This window comes from Klebsiella sp. CN_Kp097 (assembly GCF_040064495.1).
In the GTDB taxonomy this organism is placed as follows: domain Bacteria; phylum Pseudomonadota; class Gammaproteobacteria; order Enterobacterales; family Enterobacteriaceae; genus Klebsiella; species Klebsiella aerogenes.
In genome coordinates, this window is sequence record NZ_JBEAIL010000007.1 from 651,265 (window position 1) to 669,919 (window position 18,655).

The following is an 18,655-nucleotide window of genomic DNA, read 5'->3' on the forward strand; positions in this document are numbered from 1 at the left end:
TACCGTAAATTAACACTCGCTGTATGAGGGGACAGTATATGAGAGCAGGCATAATTGCCGATGATTTTACCGGCGCGACGGATATCGCCAGTTTTCTGGCTAATAACGGAATAGCGACCAGCCTGTTTAGCGGCGTCCCCGGTGAAGATTACCAGGGCGATGCGCGCGCATTAGTCGTGAGTCTGAAATCACGTTCTGTACCAGCCGAAGAATCTGTGACGCTGTCACTTAATGCGCTGCACTGGCTGCAACAACAGGGGTGCGATCGTTTTTATTTTAAGTACTGCTCTACCTTCGATAGCACGAGAAAGGGGAATATCGGCCCGGTAACCGATGCCTTAATGGATGCGCTGGGCGTCGCAACCACGATTATCTCCCCGGCGTTGCCTATTAACGGTCGTACGGTGTATCAGGGACATTTATTCGTAGAAGACCGCCTGCTACAGGAGTCCGGTATGCGCAATCATCCGGTCAATCCCATGGATGACAGCGATCTGCGCCGTTTAATGGAACGTCAGTCACGCGGCACATGCGCCCTTATCAATGTACAGATTCTGGAATCCGGCGAGGCAGCCGTGCGCGACGCGCTCCAAACCCTATCCGCCGCGGGCTATCGCTATATCGCGCTGGACGCATTAAACGAGAAACATCTGCAAATTCAGGGGCAAGCGTTGCACGATATGAAGCTGGTTACCGGTGGTTCCGGCTTAGCCGCGGGTCTCGCGCGTTGCTGGGCCAACGCCACGGAGCCTTCCCTTCCCTTTAGCGTCACCACGCCAGCGGCCTGTACGGTAGTATTATCCGGGTCCTGCTCTATGAGAACTCAGTCACAGGTGGAAAAATACCGCCAACTGGCGCCAGCGCTGGCCGTGGACGTGGCAGGTTTGCTTGATAAACGCTGGACGCTTGATGAGTATTGCGGTCAGATCGTTGAATGGCTGCACCAGCAGTCCGACGCGGCCATGGCGCCAATGGTTTACGCCACGACTTCGGTCGCAGAGCTGCACAACATCCAACAGCGCTATGGCGCCGAGCCAAGTCGGTTGATGGTTGAGGCGCTGTTTTCTCTGTTGGCAAAACAACTCGCGCAGCAAGGCGTAAGCCGGTTCATCGTCGCGGGCGGAGAGACCTCCGGCGCGGTAACGCAAGCGCTTGATATTCACCATTTCACTATCGGCGCTGCAGTCTCACCCGGCGTTCCGTGGATCAAGGCAGATTCCCGGCCGCTTTTCCTGCTGCTCAAATCGGGTAATTTTGGCGATGACAATTTCTTTGCCCGCGCGCAGACCGCGGAGGCTTGCGCATGAACGAGTCATCCTTACGCCAACAGATGGTCTCTATCGCTCGCTCTTTCTTTAATCGCGGCTATGCAACCGGTTCGGCTGGCAATCTTTCCGTCCAGCTTGCTGACGGCACGATTCTGGCCACCCCGACAGGCTCCTGTCTTGGCGAGCTTAACGCCGAAGAATTGTCGCACGTGACTCTGAGCGGTGAATTGCTCTCGGGTTTAACACCCTCAAAAGAGGTGAGTTTTCATCTCGCGCTGTACCGCAACAATCCGCAGTGTCGCGCCGTCGTCCATCTGCATTGCCATTACCTGACGGCCCTATCCTGCCTGCAGGACCTGGACCCGGCTAATACCCTGCCGGCCTGTACACCGTATGTGGTCATGCGGGTCGGCGAAATACCGCTGGTCCCCTATTTCCGCCCAGGCGATCCGCAGATTGGCCAATGGCTCGGCGAACGCGCCGCGCAGCATAAGGCTTTTTTGCTGGCTAATCATGGCCCGGTGGTGGTGGGTAAATCGCTACGCGATGCCGCCGACAATCTGGAAGAGATGGAAGCGTCCGCCCGCCTGTTCTTCACGTTGAAAAACAGCCCGGTGAACTATCTCGATCATCAACAAATGACTGTGCTTCGAGGAATGCAATAATGTTGAAACTTGCTGCCAATTTATCGATGTTATTCGGCGAAAATCCGCCTCTGGAGCGCTTCTCCCTGGCGGCCAGAGCCGGTTTTAATGCCGTTGAGATGTGGTTCCCTTACGAATATCCCGTAGAGACCGTCGCCCGCGAATTAGAGAAACATCACCTCAAGCTTATCGGCATTAATACTCCGGCAGGCAATACCGCACGCGGCGAATGGGGATTATCGGCTTTACCTGGCCGTGAAGAGGAAGCCCGCAAAGCCATTGATTTAGCCATTCACTATGCTGCGGCTCTGCAGTGCCCGGCGATACATGTTATGGCGGGCGTCACCGAAGGGTTCGATCGGCAGCACTGTGCGGACACGTTTATTGACAACGTACGCTACGCGGCGGATCTGGCCAAACCGCATAACATCACCATTTTGCTTGAAGGTTTATCGCCCGCCACCCGTCCGGGTTATTTATTTTCCAGCCAATATCAGGCGATGGAATATATTCGCCAGGCGGACCGCGACAATATTCGACTGCAGCTTGATATTTTCCATGCCCAGCAGGTCGATGGCAATCTAACGTATTTATTGAAAAACTATAAAGAGTATATCGGCCATATTCAGATTGCGTCGGTACCGGCGCGCCAGGAACCGATTGACGGCGAAGTGGATTATCAATGGATTTTCGCCGTACTCGAGCAGGAAAAATATGATGGTTACGTCGCCGCGGAATATAGTCCTCGCGCCGGAACGCAAGCCGGACTGGATTGGGCGCAAGTCTGGTTAAATAACTAAAACCTACATAATATCAATGCCTCAGTGAGCACCGGTGCGCGCTCATTTTTCGGAGATAGAACTATGTCAAACCACTCTGCGTTGAGCCTGGAGGGCGTTGCGCCTGCCATAAATGAAGAGTTAGTGTGGAAGAAAGTCGTCCGCCGCACGCTGCCCTTATTAATGATTTGCTATATTCTGGCCTATCTTGACCGGATCAACGTCAGTATCGCTAAATTACAAATGTCGAGCGATCTGGCATTTTCCGACACCGTTTACGGTATCGGTGCGGGAATATTTTTCATCGGTTTTTTCTTTTTTGAAATTCCCAGTAATATGATCCTTCATCGCTTTGGCGCCAGACGTTTACTTGGCGGTTTACTTATTTCCTGGGCGCTCATTGCGCCGCTGACGGCATTTGTGCGCACGCCGCTGGAGTTTTATACCGTGCGCTTCTTTTTAGGCGTGGCGGAATCTGGCTTTTATCCCGGGGTAATTCTGTATCTTTCGTTCTGGTTCCCCAGCTATCGCCGCGGGCGGATGTTCGCCCTCTTTGCTACCGCCGTACCGCTTTCCGGGATCCTCGGCGCTCCGCTCTCCGGGTGGATTATGGGCCATTTTCATGAGTACGGCGGTCTCGCTGGCTGGAAGTGGTTGTACATTATTGAAGGCGCGCCATCTCTGCTCATTGGCGTGCTGGTGATATTTCTGCTGACCGACCGCATTGCGCAGGCGAAATGGCTGTCAGATGACGAAAAAGCGTTGCTCGAGGCGCGACTGCGCAGCGATGGCAGCCATAAGACCGAACAGCATGGTTCGATGCTGGCTGTTTTGAAGAATCCGAAGGTGTGGTTACTGACTTTTATCTATTTCTGCCTGATTGCCGGGTTCTATACCGTCAGTTTTTGGATGCCAACGCTGATTCATAACGCCGGTGAAGGCGATGTGCTGAAAGTCGGATTGTTAACCGCTATTCCTTATGCCGCAGCGATAGTCACCATGATTGCCGCTTCGCGCAGCGCCGATAAACGTAGAGAACGTCGCTGGCATCTCGCCGCCATCGCCGTCATGAGCGGCCTGGGGATGATTATTGCGGCGCTGTTCAGCCACGATCTGGTGATTGCGATGATCGGTTTAACAATTGGCGCAGCGGGCGGATTGAGCACCCTACCACTCTTCTGGAGCCTGCCGACGGCCTTTCTTGGCGGCACTTCCGCCGCGGTCGGTATCGCGGTAATCAACTCCTTTGGCAATCTCGCCGGCTTTGTCGCCCCGTGGATTATGGGCCTGCTCACCGATATGACCCATTCGACGCTAACCGGCACCTTAATCATCTCCGCGACGCTGTTTATCGGCGCTGCGGCGATATTCCGTATTCCTGCCCGTATGGTTAACCATTAATAATATTGAGAAAAACACCATGAATAATAAATTAACGATTGCCGTCACCGGCGCCGCCGGATTTCTTGGCTCCCAACTGGTCAAGGCGCTACTTCAGCGTGGTTCGCTAAGCGGCCCGCAGGGTGAAACGCAGGAAATCGGTAGACTGATCGCTATCGACCGCGTGGCGTTACAGGGGATTGACGATAGCCGTTTAAAGGTATTAACCGGCGACATCAGCGATAGCGAATGGTTACGTAGCGCGATTCCCGCTCAGGTCGATAGCGTCTTTCATTTAGCCGCCATCGTTTCAAGCCAGGCGGAACAGGACTTCGAGCTGGGGATGAAAATCAACGTTGATGCCTTCCGCCAACTGCTGGAGCACCTGCGTCAGTTGCCGCAGAGCGTCAAACTGGTGACCACCAGTTCGGTGGCGGTATTCGGCGGCGACTTGCCGGAAAAAGTGAGCGATTCACAAGTATGGTTGCCGCAGAGTTCTTACGGCACGCAAAAAGCCATTTGCGATCTGTTACTGGCGGATTACAGCCGTCGCGGTTGGCTTAATGGCAGAAGCCTGCGCATGCCCACCATCGTCGTGCGCCCGGGGAGGCCCAATCAGGCGGCATCGAGTTTTGCCAGCGGTATTATCCGCGAGCCACTTAATGGGGAATCCGCCGTTTGCCCGGTCGCGGCGGATACCCGTCTATGGCTATTGTCGCCCCGTAACGCGATTAAGGCTTTAATTCACGGGCATGAACTGGCTGAAGCACAGTTGACGGACGGTCGGGTGATTAATCTCTGCGGGCTGTCGGTCAGCGTCGAACAGATGATCGCGGCGTTGCGCCAGGTTGCCGGCAGTGAAGTCGCGCAGCGTATCACCTTCACGCACAATGCCGCCATTGAACGCATTGTCAATTCGTGGCCTGGCGATTTCGACACGCGCTATGCTCAACGTCTTGGGTTTATCGCCAACCACAGCTTCAGCGAAATGATCGAAGAGTATATGGCAGATTACCTCAAATAGGTTCGGTACCAGCGGCGCCCGACGGCGCCGCTGCATGTTACCAGGGGAAGTCGTGAACCAGCGAAAGATCCCAGGCGGTGGCCAGTAACGACAGAAACATAATCAGATTAACGGTAGTTTCGATTCGTTTTTCCATGCTGCTTCTCCTGTGTCGCACAGCTAGAGCTTCATCAGATACCGAACATAATCGTCCGCAGGGGTGAATTCATCATACAGTCGGCGTGCAGGATTATCGTGACGGGTGTGCCAGTACAGCCGCGACCATCCCTGAATTTTACCTTCAGCCTGCAGGGTTCGAATCAGCGTTCTCGCGACTCCCCGCCCGCGGGCTTTTGGTGCAACAAACAGGTCTTCCAGATAACAGACAGGCGTCGTTACCCAGGTGCCTTCGTGAAGTACGCAGATAGCAAACCCCAGCACCTCGCCCTCAACCACGGCTACCCGACCGATCACCGGAGACTGCGGATCCAGCAGACGTCGCCAGGTATGTTCGGTGACGGTTTCCGGCTGCGGGCTATTATAGAACTGCGTGTACCCCTCCCATAACACTCGCCAGGCGCTGTAATCCCGGTCAGTAGGTTCACGTATGTCTATATTCATTGATGGGATCTCCGCACGCTAAACATCATCGTTAAGTCATTATTTTGCTTTCTGAAAATGACTTCAAGCGCCGAGTGCACATTTCATCCCTTTCCCCGCTGCGAAGCGATGTCGGTACGATGTTACTGCAACGGTTTACTGCTAACAACAACCAGAATGTTGTAACTAATGAAAGAGATTAACCCGGCAGCATGCCGGGTCATTGCAGAGGAGCGTTTAGCACAGCGGTTTTACGGCGCTGCGCATGCCGTCACGTAAGATAGCATCCAGATTAGCCGTTACCTGCGCCGTCAGTCCTGGCACCTGCGTCAGATCCCGCTGCCAGTGCGATTCTACCGACAACACCGACGTTACCAGATCCTGCGTTGAAAGCTGGCCATCGCGATGCTGCGCCCACAGCGTCTGAAAGCGTGCGATCCATTCCGCGTCGTCCTGAACCGGGTAGACTTCACCGTTACGCTCGCCGCGGTAGAAGGCGATCAATGCCGCCAGCGCGAAAGTCAGGCGCGCTGGGAGCTTACCGCTCTGCTTCTGCCCTGCCAGCAGCTGCGGCAGGATACGTGTACGGAACTTGGTCATGCCATTGAGGGCGATGGATAACAGCTGGTGTTTGATATAGGGGTTGCGGAAGCGTCCTGTTACCGCGCTGGCGAATGATTCCAGCTCATCGCGCGGCAGATCGAGAACCGGGATAATCTCCTGATATATCGCTTTTTCGACAAATGAGCAGACTTCCGCGTCGTTCATCGCTTCACCGACAGTATCCAGGCCCGCCTGCCAGGCTACCGGCACCAGCGCGGTATGCGCGCCGTTAAGAATCGCGACCTTCCGTTCTTTATAGGGTTTGATATCGTCAACAATCAGCACGTTGAGCGGTAATTTATCGAGGCGCAGTTCGGCGGCCAGCGATTTCGGCCCCTGGATCACGAACAGGTAAAAGTGCTCGGCGGTATCAAGAAAGGCATCTTTATAGCCAAGCTGCGTTTCAATCTGCTCCGCTTCATCGCGCGGATAGCCCGTAACGATGCGGTCCACCAGCGTCGAACAGAAGGTGTTCGCCTCTGCAAGCCAGGCGGCAAAGGATTCCGGTAGCGCCCATTCACGCGCATAGCGCAGCACCAGTTCACGCAGCGCCTCGCCGTTATAATCGATGAGTTCACAAGGGATGATAACCCAGCCTTTATCGGCGGCGCCGGCAAAATGGCTGAAGCGTTCGAACAGCAGCCGGGTCAGTTTCGCCGGATAACTTACCGCCGGGGCATCGTCAAAACGGTCCCCCGCATGGTAGCTGATACCGGCCTCGGTGGTGTTGGAGAAGACAAAGCGGATATCCGGATTGTGCGCCAGGCGCAGAAATTCGTCATAGTCGGCGTAGGCGCTAATTTCGCGGTTTACCGAACGAATAAGACGCGCATCGCTGACCGCTTCGCCCTTTTCATTCAGTCCGCGAATAATCGTGGTGTAGAGACCGTCCTGAGTGCTCAGCGACGGCGGGAAATCGCTGGCGATGGGTCGGACGATGACCACGCCAGCATTCAGGTCAGTATGCTCGTTAAGCAGGTCAATTTGCCAGTCAACAAACGCGCGCAGGAAGTTACCTTCGCCAAACTGGATGATACGTTCAGGGTACTGCGCGCCGGGGAAATCACGACGGTTTAAGGTTTTCACAATGGGTTCCCTCTTAGAGTAGTCATACAACCTGAGTAATTGGTCCAATAAGTTATCAGGTTTTATGCTTCGCAAAACCCCGTTTTGATCAAACCTCTTCGCATTATTCTGTCGTCGGGAGGATCTTATAGAACAGCGAGGTACCCGACATTTCCCCGTCAGGCATTAAGGCAAACTGCGGAATTTCTCCCGCTTTTTGCCAGCCGCACTGCTGATAGAAGCTCTCCGCGCCGCTACCGGTGGCGGTATCCAGCACCAGCACGGTTTTCCCGTGCGCCAGTGCAATAGCCTCAAGCTCGCTCATCAGTAACCCGGCGATCCCCTGCCGGCGCGCATTTTGGTGAACCAAAAGCTTGGCGACATCGGCGCGGTGCGGCTGGTTTTCCGGCTGGTCGATAATCAACTGGACGGTCCCCACTATCTGCCGTTGTTGGTTTTCGGCCGCCAGCACAATCCGCTCGCCGGCAGCGACGCTTTGCGCCATCCGCTGCCAGAAGCGCTCGCCGGTGTCCGGTGAAAACGGCTGCATAAAACTGACCGAAGCCCCGCCGTTCACGCAGCTGGCGAGGATTTCATTTAATTGCGGAAGGGATTCAAGAATAGATTCACGCGTCAGCGTGCGAAGTGAAATAGGTGTGGCCATAGGTTGCTCCCTGAAAATGACCACATCACTATGTTTTTAACTAATATTTAACTCAAGCAAAAAGACCATTGGATTTTCTTATCACACGCCGTCAGGCAGCGCCTGCACGCAAACACGATTGCGCCCGGCCTGCTTGGCGTTGACTAACAGGTCATCCGCTTCCATCAGCAGCTGATTAAACAGCTCGGCGATCCGTCCTTCACCGACTTCGCGGCACTGCAAGCCGAGACTCACCGTCAGGCGAATACGCTGCTGCCCCCAGGTGAACGTTTCCGACTCAATCCCCTGGCGAATTTTTTCCGCCAGCAGATGGGATTGTTGAGCATTATCGAGCAGCGCCGCAACGGCAAACTCTTCCCCGCCGATACGTGCCACCATTCCCTCTTCGCCCGCCAGCTCACGCACGCGCTGGGCAAACTGGGTCAGCACGCAGTCACCGCATTCGTGGCCCCAGGTATCATTCACCCGTTTAAAACCATCGATGTCCAGCACCATCACCGAGAGCTGTTTATCCGGGTGCGGCGCCTGGCGTTTCAGCGCCTCGCCCAAACCGGAACGAGAGTAAACCCGGGTCTGAAAATCGAAATCAGCGCGGAGCGCCAGCTGTTTTACCAGGTTGTTGATAGCCTCGACGCTGGTCGCCACGATCACCGGGCTAATCAGCATCGCCGCCATGCCGAGACGGGTTGAAAACAGCTGCCACGGCTGCGGACGCGCATCCGGCGACAGATGGATAAGCGAGTTTGCCACCAGCAGAATCTCAGTGATACCGGTAATAAACGTTAGCAGGCAGGTCAGCGGCAATGGATAGCGAATCGCGCACCAGATCAGCGCCGGCAGCGGGAAAGTCAGGCTTCCGGCGCCGCCTACCGCCACGCCGAGCGCCATCGATAGCACCAGCGCTATCACCGGCAGTAGTTGGCTAAAGCGAAAGCGGCCCAGCACCGATGGCAGCGTCAGGGTCAGAATAAACGGCAGGATGAGGACCGCGGTCGAGAACTGCTCGCTAAACCAGTCCGCCAGTTGCGGAATAAAAGTCGCCCGTTCAACATCAACCGAGCCCAACGCGCCAACCGCCGCGCACACCAACGCCGCCAGCAGGCAATAACAAAAAAGATTCAGAGCGTTAATTGGCCCCGGCATCGAATCGGCACGCCGCTTATCCCACAGCACCAGTTGCGCCAGAATGACGATGAAGACGATATTGGAGAAGTTAATCAGCAGCGACGCAAAACCCATGCCCCAACGGGAAGTCAGGCCGTCATAAACCAGCATCGCGGCAAAACAAATAGCGTAAAAATAGCTGCGATTTAGCCAGACGTAGCGTGCGAAAATACCTGCCATAACGGCGTTGAGCGGCCAAAAGAACGAGAGCTCCTGCACCAGACGCAACATAGCGCCCATAAAGTGCAGCAGGATCGTCAGCGTGAATAACACCAGCGCATCGCGCACCGGTTGATCCTCGCGAAATAGCGTGAATGACCGAATCGACAGTGAAGACATTCAGTAATTATCCGTCTAATTGTTTCAGGCAATTATTATGTAAATAATTAGTTAGCGGATTATCATAGCATGAGAATATTTGTTAGGCATACTGCCATGCCTGAGCGTTATCGGTTAACGGTTGGTAATCGCGTTCATTTCCATCACCAGCCAGTGGTGAATCACCTGTACCACGTAACGCTGCTCCTCGCCGCTCAGTTCACGCCCGCGCGGGATCGCATGCCACTTTTCCAGACATCCGCGGCAGCAGGTCGCCGTAGCGTGCTGGGCGATAAATACCGGGTGCCCGCGCATCGGCGTCTGCTTGCCGTCATTAGCAATCTGCGCCGGGGCCAGCCGTTTGGCGATAAAATCCGCCGCGTGGCTGTCGATAATCTCTGGCCCTTTATCATAACAATACTGCCGCTCTTTCACCCCGAGGTGGAAACGAGAGCGGAACGTTGAACGCCCAAGCCGGGCGAACAGATTTTCCATTGCAGACATCAGAACACCGATCTTCCTAAACGTTGGGTGAGTTTTTCCAGTAAGGCGATCCCCGCCAGCGAGTTACCCGCTTCATCAAGTTCAGGACTCCACACCGCAATCGCCATCTCCTGCGGCACAATCGCCACAATACCGCCACCGACGCCGGATTTTGCCGGCAGCCCGACACGCCAGGCAAACTCGCCGGCGTTCTGGTACATGCCGCTGGTCATCATCAGCGCGTTAACCTGCCGCGACTGAATCGGCGCGATGACCGGGTCCGCCAGATGCGGGGCAATCCCCCGATCGGCGAGAAACAGGAAAGTCCGCGCCAGCTCAACGCAGCTCATCTCCAGCGAACAGTAGTGGAAATAGTTTTGTAGCACCGTGGCGACATCATTATGGAAATTGCCGAAGGATTTCATCAGCCAGGCGATGGCGGCGTTACGTGCGGAGTGTTCGAACTCGGAGCGCGCGACCACCGAATCATAGGCGATATCGTCCACCCCGCTCAGCCGACGCACGATCTCCAGCATTCTCTGACGCGGCGCGCTCAGGCGGCTTTGCAGCATGTCGCAGACCACCAACGCCCCGGCGTTGATAAAAGGATTACGCGGTTTGCCCTGCTCGATCTCCAGCTGCAGTAAGGAGTTAAAGGGCTGGCCGGAGGGATCTTTACCGACGCGCTGCCAGATCTCCTCTTCCTGATAATGGTTCATCGCCACCACCAGACTGAGCACCTTCGAGATAGATTGAATCGAGAAACGTTCGTGGGCATCGCCGGCGCTATAGTGCTGGCCGTCAACCGTACAGATGGCGACGCCCAGTTTATTGCCGCTGACCCGCGCCAGGGCTGGAATGTAGTCCGCTACCTTGCCGCGCCCTATCAGCGGCCTGATTTCTGCCAGAACGGCATCCAGCATTGCATTATTAATAACCGTCGCCACACTCGGCTCCTTGCCCACCATCGAAATTCGGGTGGCGAGTATAGCAGAGCGCGGCGACGGACGTCAGGCGCTAACGTCGATTAGCGGCGGTCTTTCCATACGGTTTGAATATTGCAGAACTCATGCAAGCCAAAATGCGACAGTTCCCGACCAAAGCCGCTCTTCTTCACGCCGCCGAACGCCACGCGAGCATCGCTGGCGCTGTAGCCATTGATAAACACCCCGCCGCACTCCAGACCACGCGCAAAACGCTCCGCTTCCGCGCTGCTTGACGTAAAGACGGTTGCCGAAAGGCCAAACTCGCTATCGTTAGCCAGTTCAAGGGCATGGGCCGCGTCGCGGGCTTCGCTGATGGTAGCCACCGGGCCGAAAAGCTCCTGACGGAAACCGGTCATCTCCGGGGTCACGTTGGCCAGTACCGTTGGCGCGTAGTAGTTGCCGGCGCCGGCGATTTTCTCGCCGCCAAGCAATAACGTCGCCCCTTCCTTCAGCGTGGCTTCAACCTGTTGATGCAGTTCATCGCGCAAATCAAAACGCGCCATCGGGCCGATGTAATTTTGCTCGTCGCGCGGGTCGCCCATTTTCAGCGCCGCCACCGCGGCCACGAATTTTTTAGTAAAAGCGTCGGCGATACCCGCCTCAACGATAAAGCGTTTCGACGCCGCGCAGACCTGCCCGCTGTTCTGATAACGGCCGACAACGGCGGCTTTCACCGCTTCGTCCAGATCGGCATCGTTAAGCACGATGAAGGGATCGGAACCACCGAGTTCCAGCACGCATTTTTTCAGCGCTGCGCCGGCCTGAGCGCCGATTGCCCGCCCGGCGCGTACGCTACCGGTCACCGTGACCGCCGCGATACGATCATCATTGATAATTTGCGAGACGCCTTCATTGGTGGCGTTGATCCAGCCAAAGACGCCAGCCGGCAGACCCGCTTTGGCAAACAGTTCGCCCAGCAGCTGCGCGCTGCCCATCACGTTCGGCGCGTGTTTCAGCAGATAGCTATTCCCAGCCAGCAGAATCGGTACCGCGCCGCGCAGAACCTGCCAGACCGGGAAGTTCCACGGCATCACCGCCAGAATCGGCCCCAGCGGCCGGTATTCAATCACCGCCTTATTATCTTCTACCTGGGTGGCTTCGGTCGCCAGCATCGCCGGGCCATGTTCGGCATACCAGTCGCAGAGATTAGCCGATTTGCTCACTTCGCCGCGTGCCTGGGCGATGGGCTTACCCATTTCAAGGCTGATCATTTGCGCCAGTTCTTCACCGCGGGCGCGCATTGCGCCGCCGACTTTACGCAGCGCGGCGGCGCGATCGGCGACCGTTACCTGGCGCCACTGGCGAAAACCCTGTTGCGCCAGGGCAATGGCTGAATCCACTTGTTGTTCGGTTGACCACGGCAGAGACGACACGACTTCACCAGTGGTCGGGTTCACGGAAACCGCGTGGGTGGCAGATAAATTCATGGTTATTCTCTCTGTAGGGATTGCGAAGTGTGGATAGTGTGGCCTACTCTTCCTTTCATTGAAAATGAATAATATTAAGCAATACATTCACAAAAGAAGAATACTATGGACCTTACCCAACTTGAGATGTTTAACGCCGTCGCCAGTACCGGCAGTATTACCCAGGCCGCGCAGAAGGTGCATCGCGTCCCGTCGAATCTGACCACCCGCATTCGCCAGTTGGAGGCCGACCTCGGCGCCGAGCTATTTATTCGCGAAAATCAACGGCTGCGTCTGTCGCCCGCCGGGCACAGTTTTTTACGCTACAGCCAGCAAATCCTGGCGTTAGTCGATGAAGCGCGGATGGTGGTCGCCGGCGATGAGCCGCAGGGGCTGTTTTCCCTCGGCTCGCTGGAAAGTACCGCTGCGGTGCGCATCCCCACCACGTTAGCCCTTTTCAACCAGCGTTACCCGAAGATCCACCTGGCGTTGTCCACCGGCCCTTCCGGCACCATGATTGACGGAGTACTGGAAGGCACGCTCAGCGCGGCGTTTGTCGACGGTCCGCTGGTTCATCCCGGTCTGGAGGGGCTACCGGTGTTCCCGGAAGAGATGATGATCGTCGCCCCTTATGGCCATGCGCCTGTAACCCGCGCCAGCGAGGTCAACGGCGCGAATGTCTACGCATTTCGCGCCAACTGCTCCTACCGCCGTCATTTTGAGAGTTGGTTTCACGCCGACCGAGCGACGCCCGGAAGGATCCATGAGATGGAGTCCTACCACGGTATGTTAGCCTGCGTAATCGCCGGCGCTGGGCTGGCGCTGATCCCACGCAGTATGCTGGAGAGTATGCCAGGCCATCAGCAGGTTTCCGCCTGGCCGCTCGCCGAAGAGTGGCGCTGGCTGACGACCTGGCTTGTGTGGCGACGCGGCGCGAAGACGCGCCAGCTGGAGGCATTTATTGAATTGCTGAACGAGGACCGTCAGGCGGCAAGCGCGACATGATGGCCGGACGTTAATCGGCGATAATCAGCCGCGGCGAGAGTTCCTGGAGCGCATCACGGGTCTCCCCTGGCAAATGCGCATCGGTGATGATGTCCGTGAGTGAGTCGAGGTGCGCGATATTGAACAGCGACCAGGCGCCGTATTTCGAACTGTCGGCCAGCAGGATCCGCCGCCGGGCGTTGGCGATCAGATCGCGCTTCAGCGCCGCCTTCTCTTCCGTCGGCGCGGTAATGCCCTTTTGCAAATCCCAACCGTTACAGCTGACGAATGCCAGATCCGGCCACACATTCTGCAGCAAGCGTCGCCCATGCTCACCAATACACGACTGGCTGCTGTCATCGATGCGCCCGCCGATAATCGTCACCTCAATCTGTTTGAATTCAGCCAGAAACAGCGCGATATGCAGATCGCTGGTGATGACCCGCAGCGGCAGATGCGTAATCTGTCGCGCCAGTTCAATCATGGTGGTACCGGCGTCCAGCACAATGGCATCGCCGGCCTTGATAAGCGACGCCGCCGCCCTGGCGATGGCGTATTTCTCCTGAGGGCTACGCTGCGCTTTTTCCAGCGTCGTCGGCTGTGTGGGAATAAATCGGTTGAGCGTCACGCCGCCGTGGGTACGGCTAATGACCCCTTCCTGATCGAGTTTAATCAGATCGCGACGGATGGTCGCCGGCGAGGCGTTAGTTACCGCAACCAGTTGGTCGACCGTTACCAGATTATGGCTTTTCAGGAAGTCCATAATCTGCTCTAACCGATTATATCCCTTCATGTTATTCCTGTGCGATTTGCATGGCGAGCTCAATGGAGGTTGCCATGCTCTCAGACTTCGCTTTACCTGTCCAGGCAATATCAAAGGCGGTGCCGTGGTCCGCGGAAGTGCGGATAAACGGCAACCCGGCGGTGATATTCACCCCATCATAAAATCCAAGCAACTTGAGCGGAATATGCCCCTGATCGTGATACATCGCCACCACCATATCGTACATGCCTTCGTGACACTGCATGAAGACGGTGTCCGGCGGGCACGGTCCGACAACATGGATACCCTGCGCCTCCATCGCCGCGACGGCCGGGGCGACGATACGGATTTCTTCATCGCCAAACAGACCGTTTTCACCGGCGTGCGGGTTCACTCCGGCTACCGCGATGCGCGGCTGCGAATACCCCACGCGGCGTAAAAAATCATCGGCAACCCGGATAACCGTCTCCACCCGCGACTGGCTTAGGGTATCGAGGAAACGCCGCAGCGCGATATGGGTGGTAACGTGGATCACCTTGAGCTTATCGGTGTACAGCACCATGGCATAATCTTTGGTCTGCGTCAGATGGGCCAGCAGTTCGGTGTGTCCAGGGAAATGGTGTCCGGCCAGATGTAACGCCTCTTTATTCAACGGCGCGGTGGCGATAGCTTTGACTTCGCCAGCCAGCGCCAGCGCGGTGGCGCGCTTGATGCAGCGATACGCCAAATCGCCGGCCTGTGCCTGGACTTCGCCTGGCCGCAACGCCTGCGGATCGCTTAACGGTTCATCAATCACGTTAATCGTCGCGGGTGAAAACAGCGCTTCTCTCGGGTGCTCAATAATCCGCAACTCCGCACGCGGGGTAATGTTCAGCGCCAGGATTCGCCGCAGCGTCTGCGCGCAGCCCACGACCACTACCGGCGCACCGCTCAGTTCCCCTTCGCTCAGTGATTTAATAATAATTTCCGGACCAATGCCCGCCGGGTCGCCCATCGTTACCGCAATCATGTTAGACACTCAGTTTCTCCTCAATAAAATTCACGACATCCCGCAGCGTGGTCTCCGTACCGAATCCCCCTGCTTTGGTCATCACCGGACGCGGCCAGCGACTTCCGAGAAAATGGCCGTACGGCACGCATTGCGCCACCCGGCCGGTTATATAAAACCCCTGCGCGCCGAGCGCATGAGCGACGGCGATAGCGACATCGCCGCCGGACAGATAAAGCGCCCCGGGCGCATGTAACTCAACGGCAAGTTGGGTGACCTGCGCGAGATAAGCGCAGATCCGTTCTCCCAGCGACGCGCGGCTCACCCCGCGTTCACGGCACTGCGCCTCAATACCGTGCCGGGCAGCGCTGTCCGCGCAGGTGGTAACCACGCAATGATGACTTGCCGCCAGCACCGCGGCGATTCGCCGGGCATCGGCCAGGGCGTCGCCGTTAAAGGCGCGGGCGGTATCAATCCCGATCCGCTCGACCCGCGGATGGCCGGCCAAAGCGGCGACCTGAGCCTGTGCTATTTCGCTCATGGAGCCGACCACCGCCAGCAACGGCCCGGCCGCATCCCGGCGCAGATAGCGCGCCAGCGCCTCGCAGATCCCCGCAGAGCCCACCAGCAGCGTTTGCCGCGCGCGACTGGCTACCGCGGCGATAACCTCATCCAGCTGCTCGTCTTCTTCGGCATCAATAATCAACACTCGTGGTTGGTCGCTCTCTTCCGCAAGGGCGGCTGCCAGCTGTCGCACGTCAAGCGAACGGCACGGCAGTTGGCTCTGCATGGCGAGCAATTGCCCAATATCGGCGCTAGTGACCGGGGTTTTGGGGTCGCTGGCGAATTCTGTTTCATTAAGCGCTACGCCGTGGACATAGCAGCGCCCCCCGCGGGTTATACGCCCTGCACCCGGAAAGGCAGGCGCGACAACCGCGACAGAGCAGCTCCGCGCACGCATCATCGCCTCCAGTTCCGCGCCGGGATTGCCGCGCAGGGTGGAGTCGATTTTCTTCACCTGCCAGACGGCGGCGAAATTTGCCGCATCACGGAGTACTGCGTTCACTTTCTCTGCAGCCTGCGCCCTGGAAAGCGCCCGACTATCGCTATTGAGGACCAACGCCCGGGTGGTGGACTGATGGCCGGCGTTAAAGGCCACCTCAACCGCCAGGCCCGCTTCCGCCAGACTGACACCAGCATCATTGGCCCCGGTAAAGTCATCTGCCAGCACCAGAACAGGGTTATCGCCGCAGCTCATTCTCTTTCCTTCATCGCTTATTTGAATCGTTAATGATTATATTCAATCATATTTGATTAAATGTGAGCAAGCTCAAGTTATTAAACGTCCGTATAAATTATAACTTTTGCTCATTGAAATGAGTGAACACTAAGCATGCTGATTGAATTCAATCATAACAATAGAGGAGTGAGACGTGGCGACGATTAACAGCACGATTATCAGCGGCGCGGGCGCCATATCAGCCCTGAAGCCAGTGCTGGCAGGTAAAAAGCGCATTTTACTGGTCACCGATGCGAACGTTGGTAAGTTGGCAGCGACCAAACAGATCCAACATCTGCTGGGCGAGAATAACGTTGATGTGAGGATCGTGGATTCCGTACCGGCAGAGCCCAGCCAACATGACGTGGCGCAAATTGTTGCCCAACTTGCGGGAGCGCAACCGGAGATGGTCGTCGGTATCGGCGGCGGCAGCGTCCTCGACGTGGCGAAACTGCTCTCGGTATTACTTCATCCCGCCTCCCCTGCGCTCAACGCGCTGATCGACAGCGAGAAACCGCGCCTGCGTCTGGCATCGCTGCTGATACCCGCCACCGCAGGCACCGGCTCGGAAGCGACACCAAACGCCATCCTGGCTATTCCCGAACGTAATACCAAAGTGGGGATTATCTCCCCGGTACTGCTGCCGGATTTCGTGGCTCTGTTGCCGGAACTGACCACCAGCATGCCTGCGGCCATTGCCGCCTCCACCGGCATCGATGCGCTGTGTCATCTACTGGAGTGCTTTACTTCAACCGTCGCTAACCCGGTGAGCGATAACGCCGCCTTAATCGGCCTGCATAAGCTGGTGCGGCATATTGAGCGTTCCGTGACCCACCCGCAGGATCTTACGGCGAAACTGGAGATGCTGTGGGCCTCGTACTATGGCGGCGTGGCTATCAATCATGCCGGCACGCATCTGGTGCACGCGCTCTCCTACCCGCTTGGCGGCACCTGGCATCTGCCGCACGGCGTCGCGAACGCCATTCTGCTGGCCCCCTGTATGCAGGTCGTACGCCCGCACGCGGTGGATAAATTCGCTCAGGTCTGGGATCTGATCCCGGACGCCGATCTGACCTTGAATAACGAAGAGAAATCTCATGCGCTGGTCCGCTGGCTGGCGCAACTGGTGAAACGCCTGGCGCTGCCGGACAACCTCGCCGCGCTGGGTGTACCACCAGAGAGTATTGAAACGCTAAGCGCCGCGGCGCTGGAAGTAAAACGATTAATGAATAATGCCCCATGCAGCGTGAACCAGGACGAAGTCCAGGCGATTTACCAGACGCTGTTTCCACAGTCATCTCATCAGGGAGAAGAGAAATAAATGCATCATTCCATTCGCGGCGTGTTAACCGCCATTGTTACCCCCTTTACCGCCAGCGGTGAACTTAATTTGACGGCGCTGCGCCAACAGGTAGAACGACAGCTGGCCGCCGGTAATGGCATTTTTTGCGGCGGAACCAACGGCGAGTTTTTCGTCCTCAATGAAGCGGAAAAAATAGCTGTTGCCGAAACCTGCGTCGAGGCGGTTGCCGGACGCGCACCGGTGGTGGCGCATATTGGCGAAGTGTCGACGCGGGAAACCATTCGTCTTGGCCAGCAGATAGCAAAGTCAGGCGTCGACGCGGTGTCCGTCATCACCCCGTGGTTCGTGCCGCTAAAACAAGATGAGCTGGTAAGCCACTACACGGCGATCGCTGATGCGCTGAGCGTACCGGTATTTCTGTATAACATCCCGGCGCGCACCGGTAACACCATTGAACCGCAAACCGCACGTCAGCTGGCTGCGCATGGCAACATCATTGGCATCAAAGATAGCGCCGGTAGTTATGAGAGTCTTAAGGGCTTTCTTGATGCGGTGAAGGATATCGACGGTTTTAATGTCCTGAACGGGCCGGATTCGCTGATTCATCAGGGTTTCGTTGACGGTTGTTCAGCGTGCATTTCCGGGTTGGCTAACGTTGCGCCACGAGAGATTAACGCGATTTGGTCAACCTTCCAGGCAGGCGATATTGAAGCCTCCAGGCTGGCGCAGGAAAACGTCACCGGCCTGCGTACCGATCTCTACAAAGTCGCCTTTTCCCCCGCCGCGGTGAAAAAAGCATTGCAGCTGATGGGCTATGAGGTCGGCGATAGCCGCTACGCGGTGCAGTTTAGCGCATCTCAACTGCAGCAAATACGTGGAATCATCGCGCAGTATCTTAATTAAGCGCTGCGCTTCTTCAACAAAATAGACCGGGCACCTGCGTGCCCAGGATTCGTACGCCCAAAGAGAGGCTAA

The 18,655-nt window shown here is 56.7% G+C and carries 18 protein-coding genes; 8 read left to right on the forward strand and 10 right to left on the reverse strand.

All coding sequences use genetic code 11. From position 1 onward, the window contains the following. The first annotated feature begins 38 nt into the window (after positions 1-38). The 5 genes from otnK to denD all read left to right on the forward strand — a co-directional run bounded on the left by otnK (position 39) and on the right by denD (position 5,095). On the forward strand, positions 39-1,307 hold the full coding sequence (gene otnK, locus ABLV07_RS13540; RefSeq protein ID WP_059476304.1) for a 3-oxo-tetronate kinase: 1,269 nt from the start codon (positions 39-41) through the stop codon (positions 1,305-1,307). Continuing rightward, on the forward strand, positions 1,304-1,933 hold the full coding sequence (locus ABLV07_RS13545; RefSeq protein ID WP_047042768.1) for an aldolase: 630 nt from the start codon (positions 1,304-1,306) through the stop codon (positions 1,931-1,933). The genes otnK and ABLV07_RS13545 overlap by 4 nt, the downstream gene beginning before the upstream one ends. Continuing rightward, entirely contained in the window at positions 1,933-2,712 is a 780-nt protein-coding gene (gene otnI / locus ABLV07_RS13550; RefSeq protein ID WP_047042769.1) for a 2-oxo-tetronate isomerase, read from the forward strand. The genes ABLV07_RS13545 and otnI overlap by 1 nt, the downstream gene beginning before the upstream one ends. Positions 2,713-2,775: 63 nt before the next feature. Next, complete coding sequence (locus ABLV07_RS13555; protein WP_059476306.1) at positions 2,776-4,092, forward strand: MFS transporter; 1,317 nt, start codon at positions 2,776-2,778, stop codon at positions 4,090-4,092. 19 nt (positions 4,093-4,111) lie between these two features. Beyond that, positions 4,112-5,095 carry a D-erythronate dehydrogenase gene (gene denD / locus ABLV07_RS13560; RefSeq protein WP_045365830.1) on the forward strand — a complete coding sequence of 328 codons (984 nt, stop codon included), beginning with the start codon at positions 4,112-4,114 and terminating at the stop codon, positions 5,093-5,095. A gap of 159 nt (positions 5,096-5,254) precedes the next feature. Here denD and ABLV07_RS13565 read toward each other — a convergent pair whose 3' ends face one another. From ABLV07_RS13565 to sad, 7 genes are all read right to left on the reverse strand, one after another. Then, positions 5,255-5,695: a GNAT family N-acetyltransferase gene (locus ABLV07_RS13565; RefSeq protein ID WP_032711589.1), complete on the reverse strand. Its 441-nt coding sequence runs from the start codon at positions 5,693-5,695 to the stop codon at positions 5,255-5,257. 216 nt (positions 5,696-5,911) lie between these two features. Further along, on the reverse strand, positions 5,912-7,363 hold the full coding sequence (locus tag ABLV07_RS13570) for a tagaturonate reductase (RefSeq protein WP_348853268.1): 1,452 nt from the start codon (positions 7,361-7,363) through the stop codon (positions 5,912-5,914). 103 nt (positions 7,364-7,466) lie between these two features. After that, positions 7,467-8,006: a GNAT family N-acetyltransferase gene (locus ABLV07_RS13575; RefSeq protein ID WP_015705327.1), complete on the reverse strand. Its 540-nt coding sequence runs from the start codon at positions 8,004-8,006 to the stop codon at positions 7,467-7,469. An 81-nt stretch (positions 8,007-8,087) separates the two neighbouring features. Continuing rightward, on the reverse strand, positions 8,088-9,509 hold the full coding sequence (locus ABLV07_RS13580) for a GGDEF domain-containing protein (protein WP_015366715.1): 1,422 nt from the start codon (positions 9,507-9,509) through the stop codon (positions 8,088-8,090). 114 nt (positions 9,510-9,623) lie between these two features. Then, complete coding sequence (locus ABLV07_RS13585; RefSeq protein ID WP_015366716.1) at positions 9,624-9,992, reverse strand: DUF4186 domain-containing protein; 369 nt, start codon at positions 9,990-9,992, stop codon at positions 9,624-9,626. Continuing rightward, positions 9,992-10,918, reverse strand: a complete 927-nt coding sequence (gene glsB / locus ABLV07_RS13590; RefSeq protein WP_015366717.1) for a glutaminase B — start codon at positions 10,916-10,918, stop codon at positions 9,992-9,994. Before glsB ends, ABLV07_RS13585 begins: the two co-directional genes overlap by 1 nt. Before the next feature lie 80 nt (positions 10,919-10,998). Continuing rightward, complete coding sequence (sad, locus tag ABLV07_RS13595) at positions 10,999-12,384, reverse strand: succinate-semialdehyde dehydrogenase (RefSeq protein ID WP_015366718.1); 1,386 nt, start codon at positions 12,382-12,384, stop codon at positions 10,999-11,001. A gap of 105 nt (positions 12,385-12,489) precedes the next feature. Here sad and ABLV07_RS13600 point away from each other — a divergent pair, with 105 nt between their 5' ends. Beyond that, positions 12,490-13,368, forward strand: coding sequence for a LysR family transcriptional regulator (locus ABLV07_RS13600; RefSeq protein ID WP_348853267.1), 879 nt, complete (start codon positions 12,490-12,492; stop codon positions 13,366-13,368). A 10-nt stretch (positions 13,369-13,378) separates the two neighbouring features. On the opposite strand, the gene ABLV07_RS13605 is transcribed toward ABLV07_RS13600, so the two are convergent. From ABLV07_RS13605 to ABLV07_RS13615, 3 genes are read right to left on the reverse strand one after another with little or no spacing between them, the layout of a single operon-like run. Continuing rightward, positions 13,379-14,140, reverse strand: coding sequence for a DeoR/GlpR family DNA-binding transcription regulator (locus tag ABLV07_RS13605; RefSeq protein ID WP_015366720.1), 762 nt, complete (start codon positions 14,138-14,140; stop codon positions 13,379-13,381). Between the two features lies 1 nt (position 14,141). Next, positions 14,142-15,128, reverse strand: coding sequence for a D-threonate 4-phosphate dehydrogenase (locus ABLV07_RS13610; RefSeq protein WP_015705322.1), 987 nt, complete (start codon positions 15,126-15,128; stop codon positions 14,142-14,144). Continuing rightward, complete coding sequence (locus tag ABLV07_RS13615; RefSeq protein WP_047042787.1) at positions 15,121-16,356, reverse strand: four-carbon acid sugar kinase family protein; 1,236 nt, start codon at positions 16,354-16,356, stop codon at positions 15,121-15,123. The genes ABLV07_RS13610 and ABLV07_RS13615 overlap by 8 nt, the downstream gene beginning before the upstream one ends. Positions 16,357-16,531: 175 nt before the next feature. Here ABLV07_RS13615 and ABLV07_RS13620 point away from each other — a divergent pair, with 175 nt between their 5' ends. Then, a complete protein-coding gene (locus ABLV07_RS13620) occupies positions 16,532-17,698 on the forward strand; it encodes an iron-containing alcohol dehydrogenase (protein WP_015705320.1) in 1,167 nt (388 codons plus the stop codon). Next, complete coding sequence (locus ABLV07_RS13625; protein WP_045387769.1) at positions 17,699-18,583, forward strand: dihydrodipicolinate synthase family protein; 885 nt, start codon at positions 17,699-17,701, stop codon at positions 18,581-18,583. It abuts the gene before it with no gap. Positions 18,584-18,655 lie beyond the last annotated feature (72 nt).